General features: G+C 49.1%; 23 protein-coding genes. 15 read left to right on the top strand and 8 right to left on the bottom strand.

Annotation, left to right across the window (positions count from 1 at the left end; all coding sequences use genetic code 11):
* The first annotated feature begins 246 nt into the window (after nt 1-246).
* From ACQY6F_RS11970 to ACQY6F_RS11960, 3 genes are all read left to right on the top strand, one after another.
* Nucleotides 247-816 (top strand): LON peptidase substrate-binding domain-containing protein, encoded by a 570-nt coding sequence (locus ACQY6F_RS11970; protein WP_428774634.1) that lies wholly within the window; start codon nt 247-249, stop codon nt 814-816.
* Between the two features lie 81 nt (nt 817-897).
* Nucleotides 898-1,482 carry an RNA polymerase sigma factor gene (locus tag ACQY6F_RS11965; protein ID WP_428774632.1) on the top strand — a complete coding sequence of 195 codons (585 nt, stop codon included), beginning with the start codon at nt 898-900 and terminating at the stop codon, nt 1,480-1,482.
* A complete protein-coding gene (locus tag ACQY6F_RS11960) occupies nt 1,479-2,156 on the top strand; it encodes a ChrR family anti-sigma-E factor (protein WP_428774630.1) in 678 nt (225 codons plus the stop codon). The genes ACQY6F_RS11965 and ACQY6F_RS11960 overlap by 4 nt, the downstream gene beginning before the upstream one ends.
* An 85-nt stretch (nt 2,157-2,241) precedes the next feature.
* Here the strand turns inward: ACQY6F_RS11960 and ACQY6F_RS11955 are convergent, their stop codons facing one another.
* From ACQY6F_RS11955 to ACQY6F_RS11940, 4 genes are all read right to left on the bottom strand, one after another.
* Nucleotides 2,242-3,648: an AmpG family muropeptide MFS transporter gene (locus ACQY6F_RS11955; protein WP_428774629.1), complete on the bottom strand. Its 1,407-nt coding sequence runs from the start codon at nt 3,646-3,648 to the stop codon at nt 2,242-2,244.
* Nucleotides 3,649-3,748: 100 nt separating this feature from the next.
* Nucleotides 3,749-4,294: a peptidylprolyl isomerase gene (locus ACQY6F_RS11950; RefSeq protein ID WP_428774628.1), complete on the bottom strand. Its 546-nt coding sequence runs from the start codon at nt 4,292-4,294 to the stop codon at nt 3,749-3,751.
* The gene (locus ACQY6F_RS11945; RefSeq protein ID WP_428774627.1) at nt 4,294-4,863 is read right to left on the bottom strand and encodes a YajG family lipoprotein; all 570 of its coding nucleotides are present in this window, start codon (nt 4,861-4,863) and stop codon (nt 4,294-4,296) included. The genes ACQY6F_RS11950 and ACQY6F_RS11945 overlap by 1 nt, the downstream gene beginning before the upstream one ends.
* 59 nt (nt 4,864-4,922) lie before the next feature.
* Nucleotides 4,923-6,053 carry a methyltransferase gene (locus ACQY6F_RS11940; protein WP_428774625.1) on the bottom strand — a complete coding sequence of 377 codons (1,131 nt, stop codon included), beginning with the start codon at nt 6,051-6,053 and terminating at the stop codon, nt 4,923-4,925.
* 148 nt (nt 6,054-6,201) lie between these two features.
* Between ACQY6F_RS11940 and bolA the strand changes: the two genes are divergently transcribed.
* The 11 genes from bolA (at nt 6,202) to ACQY6F_RS11885 (ending at nt 16,236) form a co-directional block, all read left to right on the top strand.
* Nucleotides 6,202-6,522, top strand: coding sequence for a transcriptional regulator BolA (bolA, locus tag ACQY6F_RS11935; protein ID WP_428774624.1), 321 nt, complete (start codon nt 6,202-6,204; stop codon nt 6,520-6,522).
* 405 nt (nt 6,523-6,927) lie between these two features.
* On the top strand, nt 6,928-8,268 hold the full coding sequence (locus ACQY6F_RS11930; protein ID WP_428774623.1) for a Na(+)-translocating NADH-quinone reductase subunit A: 1,341 nt from the start codon (nt 6,928-6,930) through the stop codon (nt 8,266-8,268).
* A 5-nt stretch (nt 8,269-8,273) separates the two neighbouring features.
* The gene (locus tag ACQY6F_RS11925; protein ID WP_428774622.1) at nt 8,274-9,515 is read left to right on the top strand and encodes an NADH:ubiquinone reductase (Na(+)-transporting) subunit B; all 1,242 of its coding nucleotides are present in this window, start codon (nt 8,274-8,276) and stop codon (nt 9,513-9,515) included.
* Nucleotides 9,505-10,272 carry a Na(+)-translocating NADH-quinone reductase subunit C gene (locus ACQY6F_RS11920; protein WP_428774621.1) on the top strand — a complete coding sequence of 256 codons (768 nt, stop codon included), beginning with the start codon at nt 9,505-9,507 and terminating at the stop codon, nt 10,270-10,272. The genes ACQY6F_RS11925 and ACQY6F_RS11920 overlap by 11 nt, the downstream gene beginning before the upstream one ends.
* Complete coding sequence (locus ACQY6F_RS11915; protein WP_428774620.1) at nt 10,272-10,904, top strand: NADH:ubiquinone reductase (Na(+)-transporting) subunit D; 633 nt, start codon at nt 10,272-10,274, stop codon at nt 10,902-10,904. Before ACQY6F_RS11920 ends, ACQY6F_RS11915 begins: the two co-directional genes overlap by 1 nt.
* 7 nt (nt 10,905-10,911) lie before the next feature.
* Nucleotides 10,912-11,508, top strand: coding sequence for an NADH:ubiquinone reductase (Na(+)-transporting) subunit E (gene nqrE, locus ACQY6F_RS11910; protein ID WP_428774618.1), 597 nt, complete (start codon nt 10,912-10,914; stop codon nt 11,506-11,508).
* A 33-nt stretch (nt 11,509-11,541) separates the two neighbouring features.
* The gene (nqrF, locus tag ACQY6F_RS11905; RefSeq protein WP_428774617.1) at nt 11,542-12,765 is read left to right on the top strand and encodes an NADH:ubiquinone reductase (Na(+)-transporting) subunit F; all 1,224 of its coding nucleotides are present in this window, start codon (nt 11,542-11,544) and stop codon (nt 12,763-12,765) included.
* Nucleotides 12,766-12,899: 134 nt separating this feature from the next.
* Entirely contained in the window at nt 12,900-13,916 is a 1,017-nt protein-coding gene (locus tag ACQY6F_RS11900; RefSeq protein WP_428774615.1) for an FAD:protein FMN transferase, read from the top strand.
* Between the two features lie 9 nt (nt 13,917-13,925).
* Complete coding sequence (nqrM, locus tag ACQY6F_RS11895) at nt 13,926-14,159, top strand: (Na+)-NQR maturation NqrM (protein WP_428774613.1); 234 nt, start codon at nt 13,926-13,928, stop codon at nt 14,157-14,159.
* Nucleotides 14,160-14,325: 166 nt separating this feature from the next.
* The gene (gene dinB, locus ACQY6F_RS11890; RefSeq protein ID WP_428774612.1) at nt 14,326-15,396 is read left to right on the top strand and encodes a DNA polymerase IV; all 1,071 of its coding nucleotides are present in this window, start codon (nt 14,326-14,328) and stop codon (nt 15,394-15,396) included.
* A 96-nt stretch (nt 15,397-15,492) separates the two neighbouring features.
* Nucleotides 15,493-16,236 carry a DUF2884 family protein gene (locus ACQY6F_RS11885; RefSeq protein ID WP_428774611.1) on the top strand — a complete coding sequence of 248 codons (744 nt, stop codon included), beginning with the start codon at nt 15,493-15,495 and terminating at the stop codon, nt 16,234-16,236.
* 58 nt (nt 16,237-16,294) lie between these two features.
* On the opposite strand, the gene ACQY6F_RS11880 is transcribed toward ACQY6F_RS11885, so the two are convergent.
* The 4 genes from ACQY6F_RS11880 to ACQY6F_RS11865 all read right to left on the bottom strand — a co-directional run bounded on the left by ACQY6F_RS11880 (nt 16,295) and on the right by ACQY6F_RS11865 (nt 20,432).
* Nucleotides 16,295-17,398 (bottom strand): succinylglutamate desuccinylase/aspartoacylase family protein, encoded by a 1,104-nt coding sequence (locus ACQY6F_RS11880; protein ID WP_428774610.1) that lies wholly within the window; start codon nt 17,396-17,398, stop codon nt 16,295-16,297.
* On the bottom strand, nt 17,358-18,263 hold the full coding sequence (rimK, locus tag ACQY6F_RS11875; RefSeq protein WP_428774608.1) for a 30S ribosomal protein S6--L-glutamate ligase: 906 nt from the start codon (nt 18,261-18,263) through the stop codon (nt 17,358-17,360). The genes ACQY6F_RS11880 and rimK overlap by 41 nt, the downstream gene beginning before the upstream one ends.
* Nucleotides 18,263-18,703, bottom strand: a complete 441-nt coding sequence (locus tag ACQY6F_RS11870) for an ATP-dependent zinc protease family protein (protein ID WP_428774607.1) — start codon at nt 18,701-18,703, stop codon at nt 18,263-18,265. Before ACQY6F_RS11870 ends, rimK begins: the two co-directional genes overlap by 1 nt.
* Nucleotides 18,704-18,959: 256 nt before the next feature.
* A complete protein-coding gene (locus ACQY6F_RS11865; protein ID WP_428774605.1) occupies nt 18,960-20,432 on the bottom strand; it encodes an aminoacyl-histidine dipeptidase in 1,473 nt (490 codons plus the stop codon).
* 998 nt (nt 20,433-21,430) lie between these two features.
* On the opposite strand from ACQY6F_RS11865, the gene ACQY6F_RS11860 reads away from it, so the two are divergent.
* On the top strand, nt 21,431-22,259 hold an 829-nt coding region (locus tag ACQY6F_RS11860; RefSeq protein ID WP_428774604.1), incomplete at its 3' end, for an NCS2 family permease.

Here is a 22,259-nt window from a genome sequence, read left to right as displayed (position 1 = left end):
AACGATAAAAATCTCAATTTAAAGTGGTCAGATCTGCAAATTGCATCATTTTAGGTGATGGAGATCATGTTTTTATCACTTAGTGCAAGATGGTGGGAACTTTGCGCTTTATGGCATCATTATTTCGACAAATAAAACCAATTACCACATTGAAATGGTGAATATTCAGCCGCTTGATTGAGTGATGGTCAAAGTGATCGCGTAGCCATCTTTATGCGTATCAGTGAAAAACAGTCAGGAGCCGTGATGAAAGAGATAATGCTTTTTCCGTTGGGATCGGTGGTTTTACCCGAAGGTAAAATGAGATTGAGAATTTTCGAGCAAAGGTACAAGCGACTGGTTTCTCAGGCGATGAAAGGTGATGGCACGTTTGGTATTTGCCTGGTTGAGCGAGGAGACGAGGAGCCGCGCTTTCAGCTGTCTTCTATCGGCACTCAAGTGCAAATTGTCGACTTTGATACCTTGTCGGACGGGCTGCTGGGGATAACAGTCGCGGGCTTAAAGCGTTTTCAAATCCGTTCGGTGCGAACAGAGTCCGATGGACTGCGGATCGCTTCAGTGCAATGGCTGCCAAGTTGGCCGGTAGCAAAGCTGGAAGCTGAGCAGGAATACATCAGTGTACAACTGCAGAATGTTTACCGTCGATTCCCGGAAATTGGTCACCTCTATCAGCAATGTTTTTTTGACGATGCCAGTTGGGTAAGTCAACGTTGGCTAGAGCTGCTACCAGTTCCTAATCGGCAGTTTGATTACCTCAACAAGCAAACCAGTTGCGAGGAGACGATGCGTTTTCTCTCTTCGACGATAGAGAAGTAGCCCCATACAAGCAGCTATACTGGAGTCAGGTGTCACGTTTACAGTGGTACTAATGACATTTCATCAAATCAAGGGCGCGATATGACAGGGAAACAACCTCAGGATTACGGTCGTCGTGAGTGGGCGGCCGTTATGGCTCAGGTCCAGGTGCAAGACAAGCCCGCCTTTGCGGTCGTGTTTAAGTATTTTTCTCCTCGCCTGAAGCAGTTTGCTTACAAACACGTGGGTAACGAACAAGTTGCGCTGGAAATAGTGCAGGAAGCCATGACGACGGTATGGCAGAAATCCCATCTGTTTGATGGTAGCAAAAGCTCGTTGTCGACCTGGATTTATACGATAGCGCGTAACTTGTGTTTTGATTTACTGCGTAAACAACGGGGCAAACAGCAGCACATTCTCGCCGAAGATATCTGGCCGGAAGACTATTATCCACCGGATCTTATTGAGCATTACGCACCTGAACAGGAGATGCTCAAGGAACAAATTCTGCGATATCTGGATCTGCTTCCAGAGTCGCAGCGCAAAGTCGTACAGGCAGTGTATCTGGAAGATTTGCCCCACCAGCAGGTGGCGGAAATGTTTGACTTACCCCTTGGAACAGTCAAATCCAGACTACGCCTGGCCGTAGAGAAATTAAGACATTCGATAGAGGCAGAGCGGTTATGAATCACCATCCTGACAGAACAACATTACAGCGCTATGCGCAAGGTGACATTGATGCGGTGTTGGGAGTTGCAGTCGCCACTCACCTGGATCACTGCAATCATTGTCATCGGCAGATCGCCAAGTTCGAGCGCAAGGCTGGTTTGAGTCTGGAAAAGTTAGCTGTCAAGCACCAGGACACGGTGGAAGGTAATGAAATACTGGCTGGAATGCTGGAACAAATCGTTGCGTCGGATGTGTCGTTCGAGCGCCGAACTAAACCACAGCTAAGCCAGGTGACCGTCAGTGGCAAACAGTTTACCCTGCCACGGAGTCTGAGTGGGCTGGTGGCAAAAATGGGTGATTGGCGCAGTTATGGTGGCAAGGTATTTAGTGCCGCTGTCGCGGTAGAAGACCAGGCAAGAATCCACCTGATGTACATTAGCCCGGACGTTAAAATTCCGCAGCACACCCACAAAGGCATCGAAGCAACCATAGTGTTGCATGGCGGATTCAGTGACGAAGATGGTCATTATCATCCGGGAGATTACCTACTGAGGGATGGTTCGGTATCCCACAGCCCATACACCCAACCGGGCGAAGAGTGCCTCTGTCTGTCGGTGTTAACTGAGCCGATGCTGTTCACCCAAGGGGTTGCGCGGATCTTTAACCGGTTTGGTAAGGGACTGTACCCTTAATGCTCGGGGTTAAAAGCGATACCCTCGGGTATAATAAGGGCTGCATTGTGCAGCCCTTATCTGTTTGTATCACTCGTTACGCGGATTAGGAAGGGGAGCTCGGCTCCGTCTGCTGCTCAACGACCGAATCTTGCTGGTGGTGATTTTGCGCCTTATCCAACAAACGCTGGAAATAGTGACGCAGAGAATAGAGCATGATCAGGCTCGGTATGACCATCAGCGATGTCAGGATAAAGAACATTGACCAGTCGTTCAGCATGTCCGCCAATTCCCCGCTGAAAGAGGCCAGCGTAGTGCGACCAAAGTTACCCAACGACGCCAGCAAGGCATACTGGGTAGCCGAGAACGCCTGTCCGGTTAATACCGTCAGGAAAGAGACGAATGCGACGGTAGAAAACGCAGTGGTGAAGTTATCGACGATAATGGTCGCCAAAAACAGCGTCTCACTCGGGCCGGTCTGGGCTATCCAGGCAAACATCAGGTTACTGGAGGCCATGGCAATTCCGCCGATCATCAGACCGCGGACGATACCAAAGCGGACATTGAACATACTGCCCACCAATGTAAATAGGATAGTGAATCCCCAACCAATTAACTTCGAGTAGTAGCCGATCTGCTCATTGCTAAAGCCAACTTCTTTGTAGAAGGTGATCGACATCCGGCCCAAAAACGCTTCGCCAATCTTAAACAGGAAGACGAATAACAATAGTGTGATGGCCACTCTGACGCCGTTGCGTTTGAAGAAATCCAGGAAAGGTTCGATGACCGTCACGGTTAACCATGCTACAACCTTCGAACCGACCACTTCATTGTGGCGTCGTTCGGCAGCGCTCTGTAATTGCTCACGCGCAGTAACAGGTTCACCGACCAGCAGGGTGAATAACATCAGAATGGCGACAACTGCGGCCATGCCATAATAGACACCGTTCCAGCCAATACTATCGGCATTGATAAACGCCAGGTAGCCAGGCAGCGAATAGCCGGTCCACCACCCGATGACCGCCATGGCAGATGCCTGGGGTAATTTGGAAGATTGGGATTTCGGGAAACTGTCAATCCGGAATGCATCGATGGCAATATCCTGTGTGGCAGAAGCGATAGCTATCCCCAGCGCCAGCATAGAAGTAAACATCAGATCATTGGCTGGATTTACACCGGCGATAAGCAGAGTGCAGACCAGCACCAAGCTCTGGCAGAGAAATATCCAGCTGCGGCGCTGGCCTAGTAACGGATGCAGCAGCGGCAGCTTCACCCGGTCTACCAGGGGAGCCCAGAGGAAATTGATCGCATAGACCGCAAACACACTACCAAAATACCCAATCGCGGCCCGGGTCAAACCGGCGTCTTTCAACCAGCCGGACATATTCGAACCAATCAACACCCAGGGGAAACCACTGGAACAGCCGAGCATAAATACCCACAGCAGACGTTTATCCATATAGCTGCGAATCGTCTCGATCCACGATGGTTGAGTGGAATCTTCGGAAATCATAACCAATCCTTGTCTAGTTCTGTTGTCCAGTGGCGTTGTAAATTAACCATAGTGACCTGTATTTCTTTTATCCGGCATTACTGTCTGCAGTTATTCGCGATTAGGGTTTCAGCGTCATCTTGTTGATAACAATAGCTGAGACCGGAACATCACGCATAAATCCGACGCTGCGAGTCGGCTTAGTTGCCATCGCCTGAATCACTTCAAACCCTTCAGTTACCTGGCCAAATACGGCATAACCCGGGGGACGCTTGTCAAAGTCCAGGAAGGTATTGTCGGCCAGATTGATATAGAACTGCCGGGTCGCAGAATCCGGGTCGTTGGTCCTTGCCATGGCAACCGAGGCAGTCAGGTTTGATAAACCGTTGCTGGCCTCGTTTTTGATCGGCGGATAAGTCGGCAATTGGTTGAGTTCAGCGTCAAAACCACCGCCCTGAGCCATAAAGCCCGGAATCACACGGTGAAACTGGCTGCCGACATAACTGCCGTCTTCAACATAACGGATAAAGTTGGCAACGCTGACAGGGGCCTTATCCTGGTTCAGTTCGATGGTGAAATTGCCCAGGTTAGTTTCCACCATTACGCTTGGCGCGGCAAAAGCGGCAGAGCTGATCAGAAACAAACCGGCTATGATTGATTTCCACATTAGAAACGTTCCTGCATGTAGTTACGAAGTTCACGGTCATTGGCAATTTCTTTCAGTACCAAATTGACCACATCATTCAATACCATCTCGATTTCTTCGTCCGATGCACTCAGTGCGCCGGTGCGGGTCGCGGTACCATTATACTCCTTCACCAGTTTGCCCTGAGGAGTTTCAGCGGTTAATTCGACGGTCACTTTACCGTCCATTTGATTTTCCATCACAGTGTGTTTAACCGTTACCAGTGCCTGCTGGATTTCAATTGCAATGGAATTTTCGCTGTTGACCGTGGAACGGAAACCTTGAGACTCAAACTGTTGCAGCAGCGCGTTTTCAAACGCAATACGAACATTCTGCTTGGCGTGCAGCGGTTGAATGTTCGAGCGGCCACTGTCGACCAGAGCGACATACTGCGCTGAACGTACATCTTTACTGGTTAAAGTAAAGGCGCTGTCTTTAACTATGTCACTTTTACTCAGGGTGGCTTGGGGCGCAAAATTCAGCTGTGGTTGTTCCGGTGCCGAACATGCCGTTAATAATACAATTGACGCTGCCAGTAGCATTTTCTTCATGCGAGTTTCCTTGCGTTCTTTCTTTTCTGAGGTAAAGGATTGCTAATAAAGTAAGTGAACTATTTAGTGGCTTGTAAAACAACAAATTTATTATTCGCTGCAACAGTTTTGACCTGATTTTTACCAAACAACCTTTTTAACTTACCATCGTATCCGAGGTGACGATTGCCGATAACTAATAATTGGCCACCAGGGCTGAGAACATGCTTTGCATCACAGAACATTTGCCAGGCGATATGATCTGTAATGGCCAATTGTTGATGGAACGGTGGATTACACAGAACCAAATCGGCCTGATCAGCGGCAAACCCGTCCAGACAGTTGTTGACCTTCAGCGTGACGCGTTCCGTTGCAATTTGATTTTGCTCCAGATTGTGACGGGCAGAAGCCACCGCCATGATGCTTTCATCGACACAGGTGATATGGGCTTGCGGGTTAAGTCTGGCGATGGCGACACTCAACACACCGTTACCACAGCCGAGGTCGATAACTCGCTGAATCTGCTCAGACTGGGGAAGGTGTTGCAGAAAAAATCGCGCACCGAGATCCAGGCTCTCTCCGGAATAGACATTGGGCCAGTTAGCCAAATTCAGGTTGTGCTCTGCAACTTGCCAACGGGTTAACGGCTCCACCGTCTGGCCAGGCTGACAATCTGGCTGGCTGAATACCAGTCGGTGTTTTTTCCACGCCAGCGAGGTGGTGGTGGTGCCGAGGTACTTTTCGAACAGCTTTAACGTTGAGCTATGAATTTCGCGCGCTTTATTCACCGCAATCACCTGACAACCATCAGCCAGCGACTGGCGCAACTGAGACAGTATCCAGATTAAGTGGCGATTGTTTTTCGGCAGTTGTAACAGTACCAACTGCGTGTTTGCAGGAACGGCGTCCATTGTGCTTAGTTGCTGAATCGGCCGGCAAGCGTTGTGCTGCAAATTCCGTTCAGTAGCCAACCAACTGATATGGGAGTCACTCATCATGGTGACATTGTGCCGGGCAGAAAACCAGCAGCTCAAAGCCCCAAAATGGTCATCGATGATCAATATGTTACGACCTTCGGCCAGTTGCAGCTCTTCGACGTGTCGAATCAGATACTCATCACCCGCATCCCAGGCTTGCAATTGTTCATGTTTTCGTACAGGAAATCGCTGCAACTGCAGTGGGCGATCAAATAAGGAGAGCTCAGTGTTCATAATGATGCTTATTTTTAAGATTCTTGGCAGATATTCTCGCAGATAGCGGTAAAAAGAAAACCAAATCTTCCGATTTAGATTCGGTCGAGTTAGTATGGCGCCGCGCAGCATACAGGCTGTATATGGAATTTATCGAGGTAACGTTGTCATGATACAGGAATTAGTGGAAACGAAACTCCATAACGCATTTAATCCAGACTACCTGAAAGTCGTGAATGAGAGCTATATGCACAATGTGCCGGCTGGATCAGAAAGTCACTTCAAAGTCATCGTTGTCAGCGATCAATTCGATGGTTTGCGTCTCCTTGGACGTCACCGACTGGTGAACCAGGCTTTGGCTGACGAATTGGCTGAGCACATTCACGCATTGTCGATTCATACCTACACTAAGAGTGAATGGCAACAACAGAATCAGCTCGTTCCTGACAGCCCCAAGTGTATGGGGGGCGGCAAGTCTTCTTCGAGCTAATTGTTAGCAGTAAGGTTAAATGTTCGTGAACATAACCCTTATTGGGTAAGGGTTACTTTGCTATTCATTGGTCTCGAACTGCAACAGATAAAATGCCAATTTTTCCTTTGTGTAAGCAATATTTCGGCTTTGTGCGATGGCTCAAAGTTATGAAGATTGATACTCCGAAAAGCCTCAAAACTAGAGGTTTTCATTCTGGATACCCATCATTGGTCGTGGCATCTAACGCGTAAAAAATGCTAGACTACGGCACCTGATAATTCTCACCATGTTTCAAATATGAGAATTTTAATAGGATGTTGCGATTTTGGTGTCATGAGCACACCGAGATTGGACACTGATGTCGTGTCTATAAGTTACGCAATCTAAAGAATCTTTTTCCCGATAAAAGTAGTGCAAGTGCGTATGATTACAATAAAAAAGGGATTGGACCTTCCTATCGCGGGAGCTCCTTCCCAGGTGATAAATGATGGCAAAACCATCACTAAAGTCGCCTTGCTTGGCGAAGAGTACGTGGGTATGCGTCCTACCATGCATATCCGCGTTGGTGATGAAGTGAAAAAAGCTCAGGTTCTTTTTGAAGACAAGAAGAATCCAGGTGTTAAATTCACTTCACCAGCAAGCGGTAAAGTTATCGAAGTAAATCGTGGAGCTAAGCGTGTGCTGCAATCCGTAGTGATTGAAGTTGCAGGTGAAGAACAGATTACTTTTGATAAGTTTGAAGCTGGCCAACTGGCGGGTCTTGATCGCGAAGTGATCAAAACTCAGCTGGTCGAGTCTGGCATGTGGACCGCGTTACGTACTCGTCCGTTCAGCAAGGTTCCAGCGGTTGATGCAACCACTCAGGCGATCTTTGTTACTGCGATGGATACTAATCCTCTCGCGGCACAACCTGAACTCATCATCAACGAGCAAGCGGAAGCGTTTGTCGCTGGTCTGGACATTCTAGCCCGCCTGACTGACGGTAAGGTTTACGTATGTAAATCTGGTTCAAGTTTACCGCGCAGTTCTCAATCTAATGTTGAAGAGCATGTATTCGACGGTCCACATCCTGCGGGTCTGGCCGGAACTCACATGCATTTCCTCTATCCGGTAAACGCTGAACATGTTGCCTGGAGCATCAATTACCAAGACGTAATCGCGTTCGGTAAATTGTTCCTGACCGGCGAGCTTTATGCGGAACGCGTGGTCGCTCTGGGTGGACCTGTGGTCAACAACCCACGCCTGGTTCGGACCATCATCGGCGCGAGCGTCAACGAGCTAACCGACAACGAGCTGATGCCTGGCGAAGTTCGTGTTATCTCTGGCTCTGTTTTGGCTGGCGTTAAAGCTACTGGTCCTCACGCCTACCTGGGTCGTTACCATTTACAGGTTTCCGTGCTGCGTGAAGGTCGTGATAAAGAGCTGTTTGGCTGGGCAATGCCTGGTAAAAACCGTTTCTCTGTCACTCGCTCTTACCTTGGTCACTTGTTTAAAGGTCAGCTGTTCAACATGACAACTTCGACCAATGGTAGTGACCGCGCCATGGTTCCGATCGGTAACTACGAACAGGTAATGCCGCTTGATATGGAACCAACACTGCTGCTGCGTGATCTGTGTGCCGGTGATAGCGACAGTGCTCAGGCACTGGGTGCGCTGGAACTGGACGAGGAAGATCTGGCACTGTGTACCTTTGTATGTCCTGGTAAATACGAGTATGGTCCGTTACTGCGTGAGTGCCTGGATAAGATTGAGAAGGAAGGGTAAATTTCATGCTTAAGAAGTTTCTTGAAGACATCGAGCATCATTTTGAGCCTGGTGGTAAACATGAAAAATGGTTTGCCCTTTATGAAGCAGCTGCAACGCTGTTCTATACGCCTGGCCTGGTAACCAAAAAAAGCTCGCACGTTCGTGACAGCGTTGACCTGAAACGTATCATGATCATGGTATGGTTCGCCGTATTCCCAGCAATGTTCTGGGGTATGTACAATGCTGGCGGACAAGCAATTGCAGCGCTGAATCACCTGTATACCGGTGACCAGCTGGCAGCCGTGATCAGTGGCAACTGGCACTACTGGTTGACGGAAGGCCTGGGTGCAACCTTATCTGCTGATGCCGGATGGGGTAGCAAAATGCTACTCGGTGCGACTTACTTCCTGCCAATTTACGCCACGGTATTTATAGTCGGTGGTTTCTGGGAAGTGCTGTTCTGTATGGTGCGTAAGCACGAAGTCAACGAAGGTTTCTTTGTTACTTCTATCCTGTTCGCATTGATCGTTCCGCCAACACTACCTCTGTGGCAAGCCGCTATGGGTATTACCTTCGGTGTGGTTGTCGCCAAAGAGATCTTTGGTGGTACCGGACGTAACTTCCTTAACCCGGCACTTGCGGGGCGTGCATTCCTGTTCTTCGCTTACCCAGCGCAGATTTCTGGTGACGTCGTTTGGACAGCCGCTGACGGCTTCTCTGGTGCAACGGCGCTTAGTCAGTGGGCTCAAGGTGGTAACGGTGCTCTGATGAACAACGTGACCGGCGCGCCTATCACTTGGATGGATGCATTCATCGGTAACATTCCTGGTTCCATTGGTGAAGTGTCAACTCTGGCACTGCTGATTGGTGCAGCGATGATCGTCTACATGCGTATTGCTTCCTGGCGTATCATTGCCGGTGTGATGGTGGGTATGATTGCGCTTTCTACGCTGTTCAACCTGATCGGTTCCGACACTAACGCGATGTTTAACATGCCTTGGCACTGGCACCTGGTCCTGGGTGGTTTTGCTTTCGGTATGCTGTTTATGGCGACAGACCCGGTTTCTGCTTCCTTTACCAATACAGGTAAATGGTGGTACGGCATCCTGATCGGTGCAATGTGTGTACTTATCCGTGTAGTTAACCCGGCTTACCCTGAAGGTATGATGCTGGCAATTCTATTCGCGAACCTGTTTGCACCTCTGTTCGACCACATCGTGATTGAGAAGAACATCAAGCGGAGAAAAGCACGCTATGGCAAGTAATAACGATAGCATTAAAAATACGCTGTTTGTTGTTATCACGTTGAGCCTGGTGTGCTCAATCATTGTATCAACAGCAGCCGTTGGCCTGCGCGATAAGCAGAAAGCAAACGCAGCGCTGGATAAGCAGACTAAGATCCTGGAAGTTGCCGGCATCACAGAGCAGGGCAAAGTGCCTGAACTGTATGCGCAGTATATTGAGCCGAAAATGGTCGACTTCGAAACTGGTGATTTTGTCGAAGGCAATGCCGCTACTTACGACCAGCGTAAAGCAGCGAAAGATCCGGCCCAGTCGGTCAAACTGACTGCGGAAGAAGACGAAGCTAAGATCCAGCGCCGTGCCAATACCGGCGTGGTCTATCTGGTTAAACAGGATAATGCAGTGTCTAAGGTCATCGTGCCGATTCACGGTAAAGGCCTGTGGTCTATGATGTACGCGTTTGTCGCGGTAGAAACCGATGGTAATACCGTGTCAGGCATTACTTATTACGAACAGGGTGAAACTCCTGGATTAGGTGGCGAAGTTGAAAACCCAGCTTGGCGTAACCAGTTCGTGGGTAAAAAACTGTTCGACAGTAACCACAAGCCTGCCATCAAGATCGTTAAAGGTGGCGCACCTGCTGGTTCTGAACACGGTGTTGATGCCCTGTCTGGCGCAACCCTTACCAGTAACGGTGTCCAAAACACATTTGACTTCTGGTTAGGCGAAATGGGCTTTGGTCCATTCCTAGCAAAAGTTCGTGACGGAGGTCTGAACTAATGTCTAGTGCAAAGAGTATTAGAAAGAGCGTGCTGGCGCCGGTGTTTGATAACAACCCGATCGCGCTACAGGTTCTGGGTGTATGTTCTGCTCTGGCAGTTACTACTAAATTAGAAACTGCATTTGTAATGACTCTGGCTGTGACTTTCGTTACCGCCCTGTCTAACTTTTCAGTTTCTCTGATTCGTCATCACATCCCTAACAGTGTACGTATCATCGTTCAGATGGCGATTATCGCGTCACTGGTAATCGTGGTTGACCAAATCCTGAAAGCTTACCTGTACGACATCTCCAAGCAACTGTCGGTATTCGTTGGTCTGATTATCACCAACTGTATCGTAATGGGTCGTGCTGAAGCGTTCGCGATGAAGTCTGCGCCAATTCCTTCGTTTATCGACGGTATTGGTAACGGTCTGGGTTACGGTTTTGTCCTGATCACTGTCGGTTTCTTCCGTGAGTTGTTGGGTAGCGGCAAACTGTTCGGAATGGAAGTTCTGCCACTGATCAGTAACGGTGGATGGTATCAGCCGAATGGCCTGATGCTGCTTGCCCCTTCAGCATTCTTCCTGATCGGCTTCTTGATCTGGGTGATTCGTATCTTCAAACCTGAGCAAGTAGAAGCGAAGGAGTAGGGGAGTTATGGAACATTACATCAGTCTATTAGTTAAATCGATTTTTATCGAAAACATGGCTCTGGCTTTCTTCTTGGGTATGTGTACATTCCTGGCAGTATCGAAGAAAGTAAAGACCTCTTTCGGCCTGGGTGTTGCCGTGGTTGTGGTACTGACTATTGCGGTACCGGTAAACAACCTGGTCTACAACCTGGTACTTAGAGAGAATGCCTTGCTTGAAGGTGTGGATTTGAGCTTCCTCAACTTCATTACCTTTATTGGCGTTATCGCGGCCCTGGTACAGATTCTGGAAATGGTGCTTGACCGCTTCTTCCCACCTCTGTACAACGCGCTGGGTATTTTCCTGCCATTGATCACAGTTAACTGTGCCATCTTTGGTGGCGTATCTTTCATGGTTCAGCGTGACTACAACTTTGCAGAATCCGTTGTGTACGGCTTCGGTTCAGGCGTAGGCTGGATGCTGGCTATCGTAGCGCTTGCAGGTATCCGCGAGAAAATGAAGTACTCTGACGTACCTCCTGGCCTGCGTGGCTTGGGTATCACCTTTATCACGGTCGGTCTTATGGCGTTGGGCTTTATGTCTTTCTCTGGTGTTCAACTGTAAGTCGGGTAAACCGCAACAATTAAGGAATAGACAATGGTCATTATTCTTGGTGTAGTGATGTTTACCCTGATTGTACTGGCGCTGGTTTTAGTGATTCTGTTCGCTAAGTCAAAGCTGGTACCAACAGGTGACATTACAATCTCTGTAAACGGCGATCCTGAAAAAGCGATCGTTACCCAACCGGGCGGTAAGCTGCTCGGCGCACTGGCAGGTGCTGGTGTATTCGTATCTTCTGCCTGTGGTGGCGGTGGCTCTTGTGGTCAGTGTAAAGTGAAAGTGAAGTCGGGCGGTGGTGACATCCTACCTACTGAACTGGATCACATCTCTAAAGGCGAAGCGCGCGAAGGCGAGCGTCTGGCTTGTCAGGTGGCAGTGAAAACTGACATGGACATTGAACTGCCAGAAGAAATCTTCGGTGTTAAGAAGTGGGAATGTGAAGTTATTTCAAACGATAACAAAGCGACATTCATCAAAGAGCTTAAGCTGCAGATTCCTGACGGTGAATCAGTGCCTTTCCGCGCTGGTGGTTACATTCAGATTGAAGCGCCAGCTCACCACGTGAAATACGCCGACTTCGACGTTCCTGAGGAATATCGTGAAGATTGGGACAAGTTCAACCTCTTCCGTTACGAGTCCAAAGTCAACGATGAGACAATCCGCGCTTACTCTATGGCCAACTATCCGGAAGAAGAAGGCATTATTATGCTGAACGTGCGTATCGCTACGCCGCCGCCTAATAATCCTGATGTACCACCGGGTATCATGTCCTCTTACATCTGGTCATTGAAACCAGGTGACAAGTGTACAATCTCTGGTCCGTTCGGTGAGTTCTTTGCCAAAGAGACTGATGCTGAGATGGTATTTGTGGGCGGTGGTGCTGGTATGGCACCAATGCGTTCTCACATCTTCGACCAACTTAAGCGTCTGAAATCTAAGCGCAAGATGTCTTTCTGGTACGGTGCACGTTCTAAGCGTGAAATGTTCTATGTAGAAGATTTCGATATGCTGCAAGATGAGAACGACAACTTCGTATGGCATTGTGCCCTGTCTGATCCTCTGCCAGAGGACAACTGGGATGGCTATACCGGCTTTATCCATAACGTACTGTATGAAAACTACCTGCGTGATCATGAAGCCCCAGAAGATTGTGAGTACTACATGTGTGGTCCACCTATGATGAACGCTGCCGTTATTGGCATGCTGAAAGATCTGGGTGTCGAGGATGAAAACATCCTGTTGGATGACTTCGGTGGTTAATTCACTCAAGTGATAAAATTCATGGCTGACTCAGATGAGTCAGCCATTATTTTTTGAATGTTTATAGGCCTATATACGGTCTGAGTTACCGTATGCAGCCCTATCGATATTTATAGGAACTAAGGAGTATCCTAGTGAAAAAGTGGCTAGTTGCGTTTACTGCCTTATTGCTGCTGGCGGGCTGTGAAAAGCCGGTAGAGCAGGTGCATCTGAGCGGCCCGACTATGGGAACCAGCTATAACGTTAAATATATCCAAGCTGACGGCCTGCCATCCCCAGAAGCGATGCAGGCAGAAATCGATCGACTGCTGGAGCAGGTTAACGATCAGATGTCCACTTACCGTAAAGATTCCGAGTTGAGTCGCTTTAATCAGTTCCGTGGTTCGGAACCTTTTGCTGTCTCTCCAGAAACTGTCACTGTAGTCAAAGAGGCCATTCGGCTCAATCAGGTTACCCGCGGCGCACTGGATGTGACGGTAGGTCCCTTGGTGAACCTGTGGGGTTTTGGACCTGAAGCGCGCCGGGAAGTGGTGCCGAGTGATGAAGAACTGGCCGAACGAAAAGCAATGACTGGTATTGAACATCTCAGTGTCCAGGCTGGCAGTCTGCGTAAAGATTTACCGAGCTTGTATGTCGATCTTTCCACCATAGCCAAAGGTTGGGGGGTCGACGTGGTTGCCGATTACATTCAGGACCAGGGTGTGGCAAACTATATGGTCGAGGTCGGTGGCGAACTCAGGGTGAAAGGGACCAATCGTGAAGGCGTTCCATGGCGAATTGCGATTGAAAAGCCGACTAGCGAAGAACGCAGCGTACAGGAGATCATCGAGCCGGGAGACATGGCTATTGCGACTTCTGGCGATTATCGTAATTACTTTGAGCGTGATGGTATTCGTTACTCGCACATTATTGATCCAGCCACCGGCAAGCCGATCAATCACAAGGTGGTGTCAGTGACGGTATTGGACAAGTCTTCCATGACCGCCGATGGCCTGGCGACCGGTCTGATGGTATTGGGTGAACAAGTCGGTATCGAAGTGGCCAATCAGTACAATATCCCGGTATTGATGATCGTAAAAACCGACAACGGCTTTAAAGAAGTGGCATCGAATGCCTATAAGCCTTATCTTAAACAGCAAAGTACTAAGTGAGTCTGAATTATGAGTACATTTCTGATCACATTCGGCATTTTTCTATTTGTCATTGTCGCTATGGCAGTCGGTTACATCTTTCAGAAGAAAGTGGTAAAGGGCAGCTGTGGTGGATTAGGCTCGGTGGGCATTGAAAAGGTTTGTAACTGTCCTGAACCGTGCGATGCACGCAAAAAACGCGAAGCGAGAGAAGCGGCGCGTGCGGAAAAGCTCGCAGCCTGGAATAATGACCGTATCGCCTGATTTTTGACCATTTTTAAGAACTGAAGCCCGGCCCGCAATGCCGGGCTTTTTAGTTTTTACCGCTTGCGAGCGCGTTGAGCTGAACAAGCTATCGCCAATGGGCACTACCCAAACAGACCGCTCCTCATGTATACTGTGTTTATATACAGATGTAGAGTGAAATCCTTTGTCTGAGAATCCGGTTCGAAAAATAATACATGTCGATATGGACTGCTTTTTCGCCGCCGTTGAGATGCGTGACAACCCTGACTATCGTGATCGGCCATTAGCGGTAGGGGGGCATGAGAAGCAGCGCGGTGTGATCAGCACCTGCAACTACCAGGCGCGTGAGTTTGGTGTGCGCTCAGCCATGCCTACGGCGACAGCACTACGGCTCTGTCCTGGCTTGCTGGTGGTGAGGGGCCGGATGGCGGTGTATAAGCAGGTATCGCAGCAGATACGGCAAATATTTCTCCGGTATACGGATAAAATCGAGCCTCTGTCGCTGGATGAAGCCTACCTGGATGTCAGCGGATGTCCACTCTATCACGGCTCGGCGACTCTGATTGCCGAAGCCATTCGTCGAGACATCCGCCAGGAGCTTAACCTTACCGCGTCGGCAGGAGTGGCTCCGATAAAATTTCTGGCCAAAGTCGCCTCGGATATGAATAAGCCGGATGGTCAGGCGGTGATCCCGCCTCAGCAAGTACAACAAGTGATCGACGATTTGCCGCTGGAAAAACTTCCCGGAGTTGGCAAAGTTTCGCTGGCGAAACTGCAGCAGGCCGGGCTGTTTTTCTGCCGGGATGTCAGAGAGGCAGGTCACCGCGAACTGTTACTCAAGTTTGGCCGGCTCGGACAGTCGCTCTGGCAGCGCAGTCACGGTATTGATAACCGTCAGGTGGAGGTGTCTCGAGAGCGCAAATCGGTCGGTGTAGAACATACCTTCAGCCACAATATCGACAGTTATCAGCAGTGCTGGCAAGTGATAGAAGAGCAGCTGTATCCAGAACTGGTTAGGCGATTGGAGCGATCCTGTCCGGAGCGTGAGATTATCAAGCAAGGGATTAAAGTCAAGTTTGCCGACTTTAAATTAACCACCATAGAGCACCTTCACCCTCAGCTGGAACTGGCGTACTTTAAAGTGTTACTGCGGGAAATTCTGACCCGTCAACAGGGACGAGAGATCCGTTTACTTGGTCTTAATGTGATGCTCAAACCCGAGCTGACCAATCAGCAACTGAGCTTTTTCGATTAACCCGGGGTTAACGCCGGGTTGCAATTGTTACCCAATCCTGACATCCAACTGAGACTGGTTTGCTATGGTTGGCATAGGAATTAAGTAGGAAAGATTATGAACAGTCGCATAATGTTATCGGCTCTGCTGGTTGCTCCGGGAGCAATAGCGGGTCAATGCCAGATCGATATTCAAAATGAAATTCATATGGATGACAGCCGGGTGGAAATCCTGCAAACGAGTGGTGAGAGTGCCGTGCTCGATGCGAGGGACGGGCTGTATCTGCATGGTGAGCGAGTGGAGCTTAGCCCGGATCAGCAAGCCGCTTTACAGCAATATCGCCAAGATATGCAGGCCTATTTGCCGCGTGCCAGACAGTTTGCCCAGCAGGGTTTGGCAATGGCCAATGATATTATCGACGACGTGGCGGCGAGCTTGGATGCCCCACATGCGTTTGATCAGTTGAAAATTTCGGTCAAACAGATGTATGACGATATCGAAGCCCGCTATTACAAGGACGGCGATCTTATAGTTCCCGCGACCAACATAGACGAACTGACCAAGTCCTGGGAGGAAGATATTAACCGGGCGATGGAAGTGTTCAGCAAAGAATTCTTCAGCAACGCGTTTGTCGCGATGTCGGACAAAATGAAACAGCAGGAAGGGATCAATCTCAGTGAACTGGCCGACAGTATGGCTAAGCTGAGTGACAAGATTTCCCAGCGGCTGGCGGAATATCAGCAACAGATGCAGCAGCAGCGTGACGATTTCTGTGAATCACTGGACGAGATGTCTGAGCAAGAGCAGCAACTGCATCAAAAAATCCCGCAGTTGAAAGATTACCAGGTATTCACTATCTGATTGCTGTCGATACGAATTAAGAGCGCCGTTTGGCGCTCTTGTCGTTTGTGATGGGGCGTTAAGCCGATGAAGGCGGGGCGATCTGCCCGGTGGTGAGCAGGTCCAGATCGATATCGGAGATCTCCTCAATATACTCGCCCACCATTTGCTCTACTTCGTTATCGTCTTCGACAAAATAGGCCAGGTGAAAAATCGCATCCCCTTCGTTCACCAGCGGTAAAGTCTGCTGACCAATCACGATACCACCCTTGTTGGCTTTTATCGCCACTTCACCATGGCCGAGCGGCGCATTGATGTACGCCAGCACCTGGCCGCGGGCCACCCGATCACCGAGATTCACCAGAGTGCGCAAAATGCCGTTACTCTCTGCCCGTAACCAACTGGTGGATTTAGCGACAACCGGTGACAGCTGCTTTTTACGGCTGGCCCGTAACATGCCAATTGTCTGCATGACGCGCCGGATGCCAATTAAACCAGCACTGATGCAAAGCGGTTCAAACCGTAAAGCTTCACCCGCTTCATAGGTAATGACAGGAATACCAATTTTCTCCGCTTCACTGCGCAAGGAGCCTTCCCTGAGCGGTGAGTCAATCAGCACCGGAGCGGCAAATGCCTGGGCGACGCGCAGCGTTTCAGGGTTGGACAAGTCAGCGCGAACCTGCGGTAAGTTGGTTCTGTGAATCGCACCGGTATGCAGGTCGACAATATAATCACAGCGACTGGCGGCCAGGGAGAAGAAGGTATTGGCCATTCGAGACGCGAGCGAGCCTTTGTCACTGCCAGGAAAACAGCGATTGAGGTCGCGCCGGTCAGGTAAGTAACGTGACTTATGGATAAAGCCGAATACATTGACGATAGGGACAGCAATTAGGGTGCCTTTCAGTTTGTTGGCATCTATGGTGTTGATCAACTGACGGACGATTTCTACCCCGTTCAGTTCATCGCCGTGGATGGCGGCATTGACCATTAAAGTCGGTCCGGCGTATTTGCCGTTGACGATTTCTATTGGTATCGCCAGTGGGGAGTGGGTATAGAGCTTGGCTCCCTCAAGCTCTATAACTTGTCTGTCACCCGGGGCGATAGTGACGCCCTGAAATTCAAAAGGTTGATTTTTTCTGCTCCTAGCCTTTACCACGTGTCCTTGTCCTTCTGCTGGCTGCATTTTTTTCGATAAAGCTGATGATCATCCCCGCCACATCTTTACCGGTTGCAGCTTCAATCCCTTCCAGACCGGGGGAGGAATTGACTTCCATCACCAGCGGGCCGCGCTCGGAACGCAATAGGTCCACCCCGGCGACGTTTAAACCCATGATCTTGGCCGCGGCAACGGCCGTGCGACGTTCTTCTGGGGTAATTCTTACCAGAGAAGCGCTACCGCCACGGTGCAGGTTAGAGCGAAATTCGCCTTCTAAGGCCTGACGTTTCATCGCCGCAATCACTTTATCGCCGATTACAAAACAGCGTATGTCAGCACCGCCGGCTTCCTTAATGTACTCTTGTACCATAATGTTGGCTTTTAAGCCCATAAAAGCTTCAATAACACTTTCCGCCGCTTTGCGGGTTTCGGCCAGTACCACACCGATGCCCTGGGTACCTTCAAGCAGTTTAATTACTAACGGGGCGCCGCCGACCATATTCAGTAAGTCTTTAATGTCATCGGGTTTGCTGGCAAAGCCGGTAATCGGCATACCTATCCCTTTCCTCGAAAGCAGTTGCATTGAGCGCAGTTTGTCCCGGCTGCGGGTAATCGCCACCGACTCATTGACCGGATAGACACCCATCATTTCGAACTGCCGCAGTACGGCGGTGCCATAGAAAGTGACCGAGGCGCCAATACGGGGAATGATCGCATCAAATCCGGCTAATGATTCGCCTTTAAAATGGATCTCTGGCTGTTCCGAGTTGATATTCATGTAACAGCGCAGCGCATCGATGACCTTCACTTCGTGCCCTCGTGTTTCACAGGCCTCGATTAAACGACGGGTGGAATAGAGTTTCGAGTTACGAGAAAGAATGCCAATTTTCATCAATTCTTTTCCTTAAATGGAACTAAGTAAGACATCACAGGATCGACAATAATTCGGTCGTGCATTGCCGTCCGACCAAGCAGCATGCGAAATGCCATGTTTTCCCGGTTGGTCAGAGTGATTTCAATTGGCCAGGTTTCACCACCTATGTTCAGATCTGACTGAATGACAAAACGCTTTTCTTCGTGACCACCGGAATCACGCACAGTACGTTCATCAAGAACTGGAGCTTCACAGACGACCTCAAAATCACTGTTATTCTGCTCTGGGTGAATCCAGAACCGGACCCACTGCTCATCCTGTTTCGTGAAGCTTTCAACTTTGAACGCATGCAGACAAGAGGTTCTGGCCCCCGTGTCAATTTTGGCTTTGATCTTATCAATGCCCAACGCGGGCAGGCTGAGAGTTTCTCGCCAACCAACAATTAGTTTCTGTTTCATTGCTATGAACTTAATGTTTTACAGGTAATTATAGACGCCAACCGGATGTGGTGCCCGAGACTTGGATAGTTATGATGTTTAAAGCGGTATCCAGAAGGAATACTCAGCTATAAAGGGCGGAATCTAGCAACACGCTAAGTGGTTGGCTAACGAAAAAATTTGCTCCTGACGACAAAAACTATTTGTCGAACAGGTCGTTAGCAGCCTAACGGGGAACAAAAAAGCCAGCAACAGGCGCTGGCTTTTGGCTGGTCAGTTAAGCTTTGTCTGGGATGTTTTCCAGTAAGGCAACCATCTGTTGCCAGAACAGGGCGACGGTATCGATTTTGACCTTTTCATCTGGCGAGTGAGGGAATTTGATGGTCGGCCCGAACGAGATCATATCCATTTGTGGATAAGGTTCTTTGAATAGACCACATTCCAGTCCGGCGTGGATGACCATGATATTCGGCTTATGGCCATAGATATTCTGATACATGTCGCGGAAAATGTGCATGATTTCAGACTGAGCATCTGGTTTCCAACCCGGGTAGGCTCCGGAAAACTCAATAGTGGCTCCTGCCAACTCAGCGACAGAAGTCAGCATGCCTTCAACCTGGCTGCGGCCAGAGTCGATCAGTGAACGGATCAGACACAGGACGTTGACCTGCTGTGCTTCAGTGGTGATGACTCCCACATTCAGTGAGGTTTCGACCACGCCTTCGATATCGTCACTCATGCGAATGACGCCATTCGGACACGCATTTAAAGCGGCAATGAAGCGCTGTTGGTCGACGCTGGTGAACATACCCTGCTGTACGCTGGTTTCTTCATTGAATGTGACCAGGCTGGTTTCCACCTGCCCCAGTTCTGCTTTCAGTAGATCAGTGAAGTGGTTAAACAGTTCGGTTAATTGAGCGATATTTTGCTCTGGTAATGCCACGGTGACAAATGCTTCACGGGGAATGGCATTGCGCAGGCTACCACCGCGAAAGTCAACCAGACGCAGATCCAGTTGCTTGGCGTGTCCGGCCAAAAAGCGTGCGAACAGCTTGTTGGCATTGCCACGTCCGGTGTGAATATCACAACCCGAGTGACCACCTTTTAAGCCTTTTAGCGTCAGCAGGCGGGTCGTGTAACCAGCCGGAATCTCTTCACGTTCAATGCTGAAGCTCATCTGTGCATCAACACCGCCGGCGCAACCCATGTATACTTCGCCTTCCTGCTCCGAATCGGTATTGAGCAGAATGTCGCCTTCCAGCCAGCCAGGCTCCAGGCCAAATGCACCGGTCATGCCGGCTTCTTCGTCCACGGTGAGCAACACTTCGATAGGGCCGTGTTTGATATCATCGGACGCCAGTACCGCCAGACAGGACGCCATTCCCATGCCGTTGTCAGCACCCAAAGTCGTGCCTTTGGCCGTTACCCATTCACCATCGATATAGGGTTGGATCGGGTCCTGAGTAAAGTCATGGTCAGTGTCTTCATTTTTTTGCGGCACCATATCGATGTGAGCCTGCAGGACGACACCTTTTTTAGCTTCCATGCCTGGAGTGGCCGGTTTGGTGATAAATACGTTGCCGGTCGGATCGCGACGTACCGGTAAACCTTTCTGCTGCGCCCATTCAACAATATATTGAGCTAACGCTTCTTCGTGTTTGGAAGGGTGTGGAATTGAACAAATCTTATCAAAGAACTGCCACACTGGCGCAGGTGATAACTTACTGATCTCGGAATGGAACTCAGACACGGATAACTCCTATTAATGCTATTTGCCAGATTTCTTATACGTCATTATGCCACTTTGCGGTACAAATTGCTGATAACAATTTATAAACGGTGACTCACTTAGCACACCTATGTCTGTCAGTAAAAATGGATTGGTGTTTGTTAGTTGGGTGAGATGGACATAGCCTGTTGTAGATATGCGGTCACGCTCATAAAAGCAGGCAAACTCAACTGATAAAAGTGTAATTAAATTACAATATTCACTCTTTTTTATCGGGTTTGTGATTTTTGTGTGAGTTGAGTCACCTTTTGCTTGTAATTAAATTTCTCTATGCTATCTTTACTCTCACTTCTTAAATGAAGCGAAAATGCTCAAAGGATGAGTCCGATTTATCGCCTCCATGGAACCGAGAATCAATGTGTAATGTATCTTTTGATTATGAAGGTGATAGAGATGAAAGGTCTAACTAGTTCAATTTTTTGGCTAAACCCATCGGTTTATACCGATAACTTTTCGTACCCTGCATGTTTCGGCTATGGCCGCTAAACCTGTAACTCGGTAAGTTTTTATACCCCTATATATTGGAATTAAATTACAATCTGAGTTCAGATTGACCTGATTCTAGCGCCACTCCAGTTGAGTGGCGTTTTTTTATGCCTGCGGTTCGTGCAAATTCAGAGGTGTTAGAGAGGATATTCTCGGTGTTGTGCTATTGATGGCGATATTAGCGGCAAATATTTATCTTTTACCGCATTGTTCTGCACTATTTACCTGTGAAAATTCACGACATAGAACAAAATGTCGCCGGGTAAGTTTATGGTTATATTTATAACTAACTTACTCTTTACTAAAGACTTTAGTGCTTATATTCAATTTCTGTGATCACTTCGGTGATACAAGCCTCTCAATATTCGCAGCTGTGTAGTGATTTCTGTCTGGAATTTGCTAATTGTTAACTTTATAATCCCCAACCAATCGATTACGCAACCGTTTACTTTTTACCTTTATAGGACTCGATCATGCTGGAAAAGCTATTTAAACTCAGTGAACACGGCACTAACGTGAGAACTGAGGTCATTGCAGGGGTCACCACCTTCCTGACGATGGCTTACATCATTTTTGTTAACCCGGCCATTCTGGCTGATGCGGGCATGGACCGTGGCGCTGTTTTTGTGGCGACCTGTCTGGCGGCCGCTGTCGGCTGCTTTATTATGGGCTTCGTGGCTAACTATCCTATCGCGCTGGCTCCGGGCATGGGACTGAACGCATTCTTTACCTACGGCGTTGTTCTGGGTATGGGCTACAGCTGGCAAGTGGCACTGGCGGCGGTATTTGTATCCGGTTTGCTGTTTATCCTGCTAAGTATTTTCAAAATTCGTGAGTGGATCATTAACTCGATTCCGATGTCACTGCGTACCGGAATTTCTGCAGGTATCGGCCTGTTCCTGGCGTTCATCGCCTTGAAAAATGCCGGTATTGTGGTAGACAATCCCGCCACTTTCGTTGGTCTGGGTGATATGACTTCGCTGTCTCCTGTGTTGGCTTCTGTCGGTTTCTTCCTGACCATCGGTCTGGTATATCGCAGCGTACGTGGTGCAGTAATGATCGCTATCCTGGCGGTAACTGGCCTGGGCTTGCTGGCAGGTGATGTGCAGTGGGGCGGGATTATGTCTATGCCACCAAGCATTGCACCGACATTCCTGCAGCTGGATTTCTCGGCCATTTTTGAAGTGGGCATGATCTCAATCGTATTTGCTTTCCTGTTTGTCGACCTGTTCGACACTGCGGGCACGCTGGTAGGCGTATCTCAGCGCGCCGGCCTGATCGGCGAAGACGGTAAAATTCCAC

The sequence above is a fragment of the Vibrio sp. genome (assembly GCF_050299255.1).
GTDB lineage: Bacteria > Pseudomonadota > Gammaproteobacteria > Enterobacterales > Vibrionaceae > Vibrio.
Note: the sequence above shows the minus strand (reverse complement) of the source record. Positions and strands in the feature narration are given on the sequence as shown.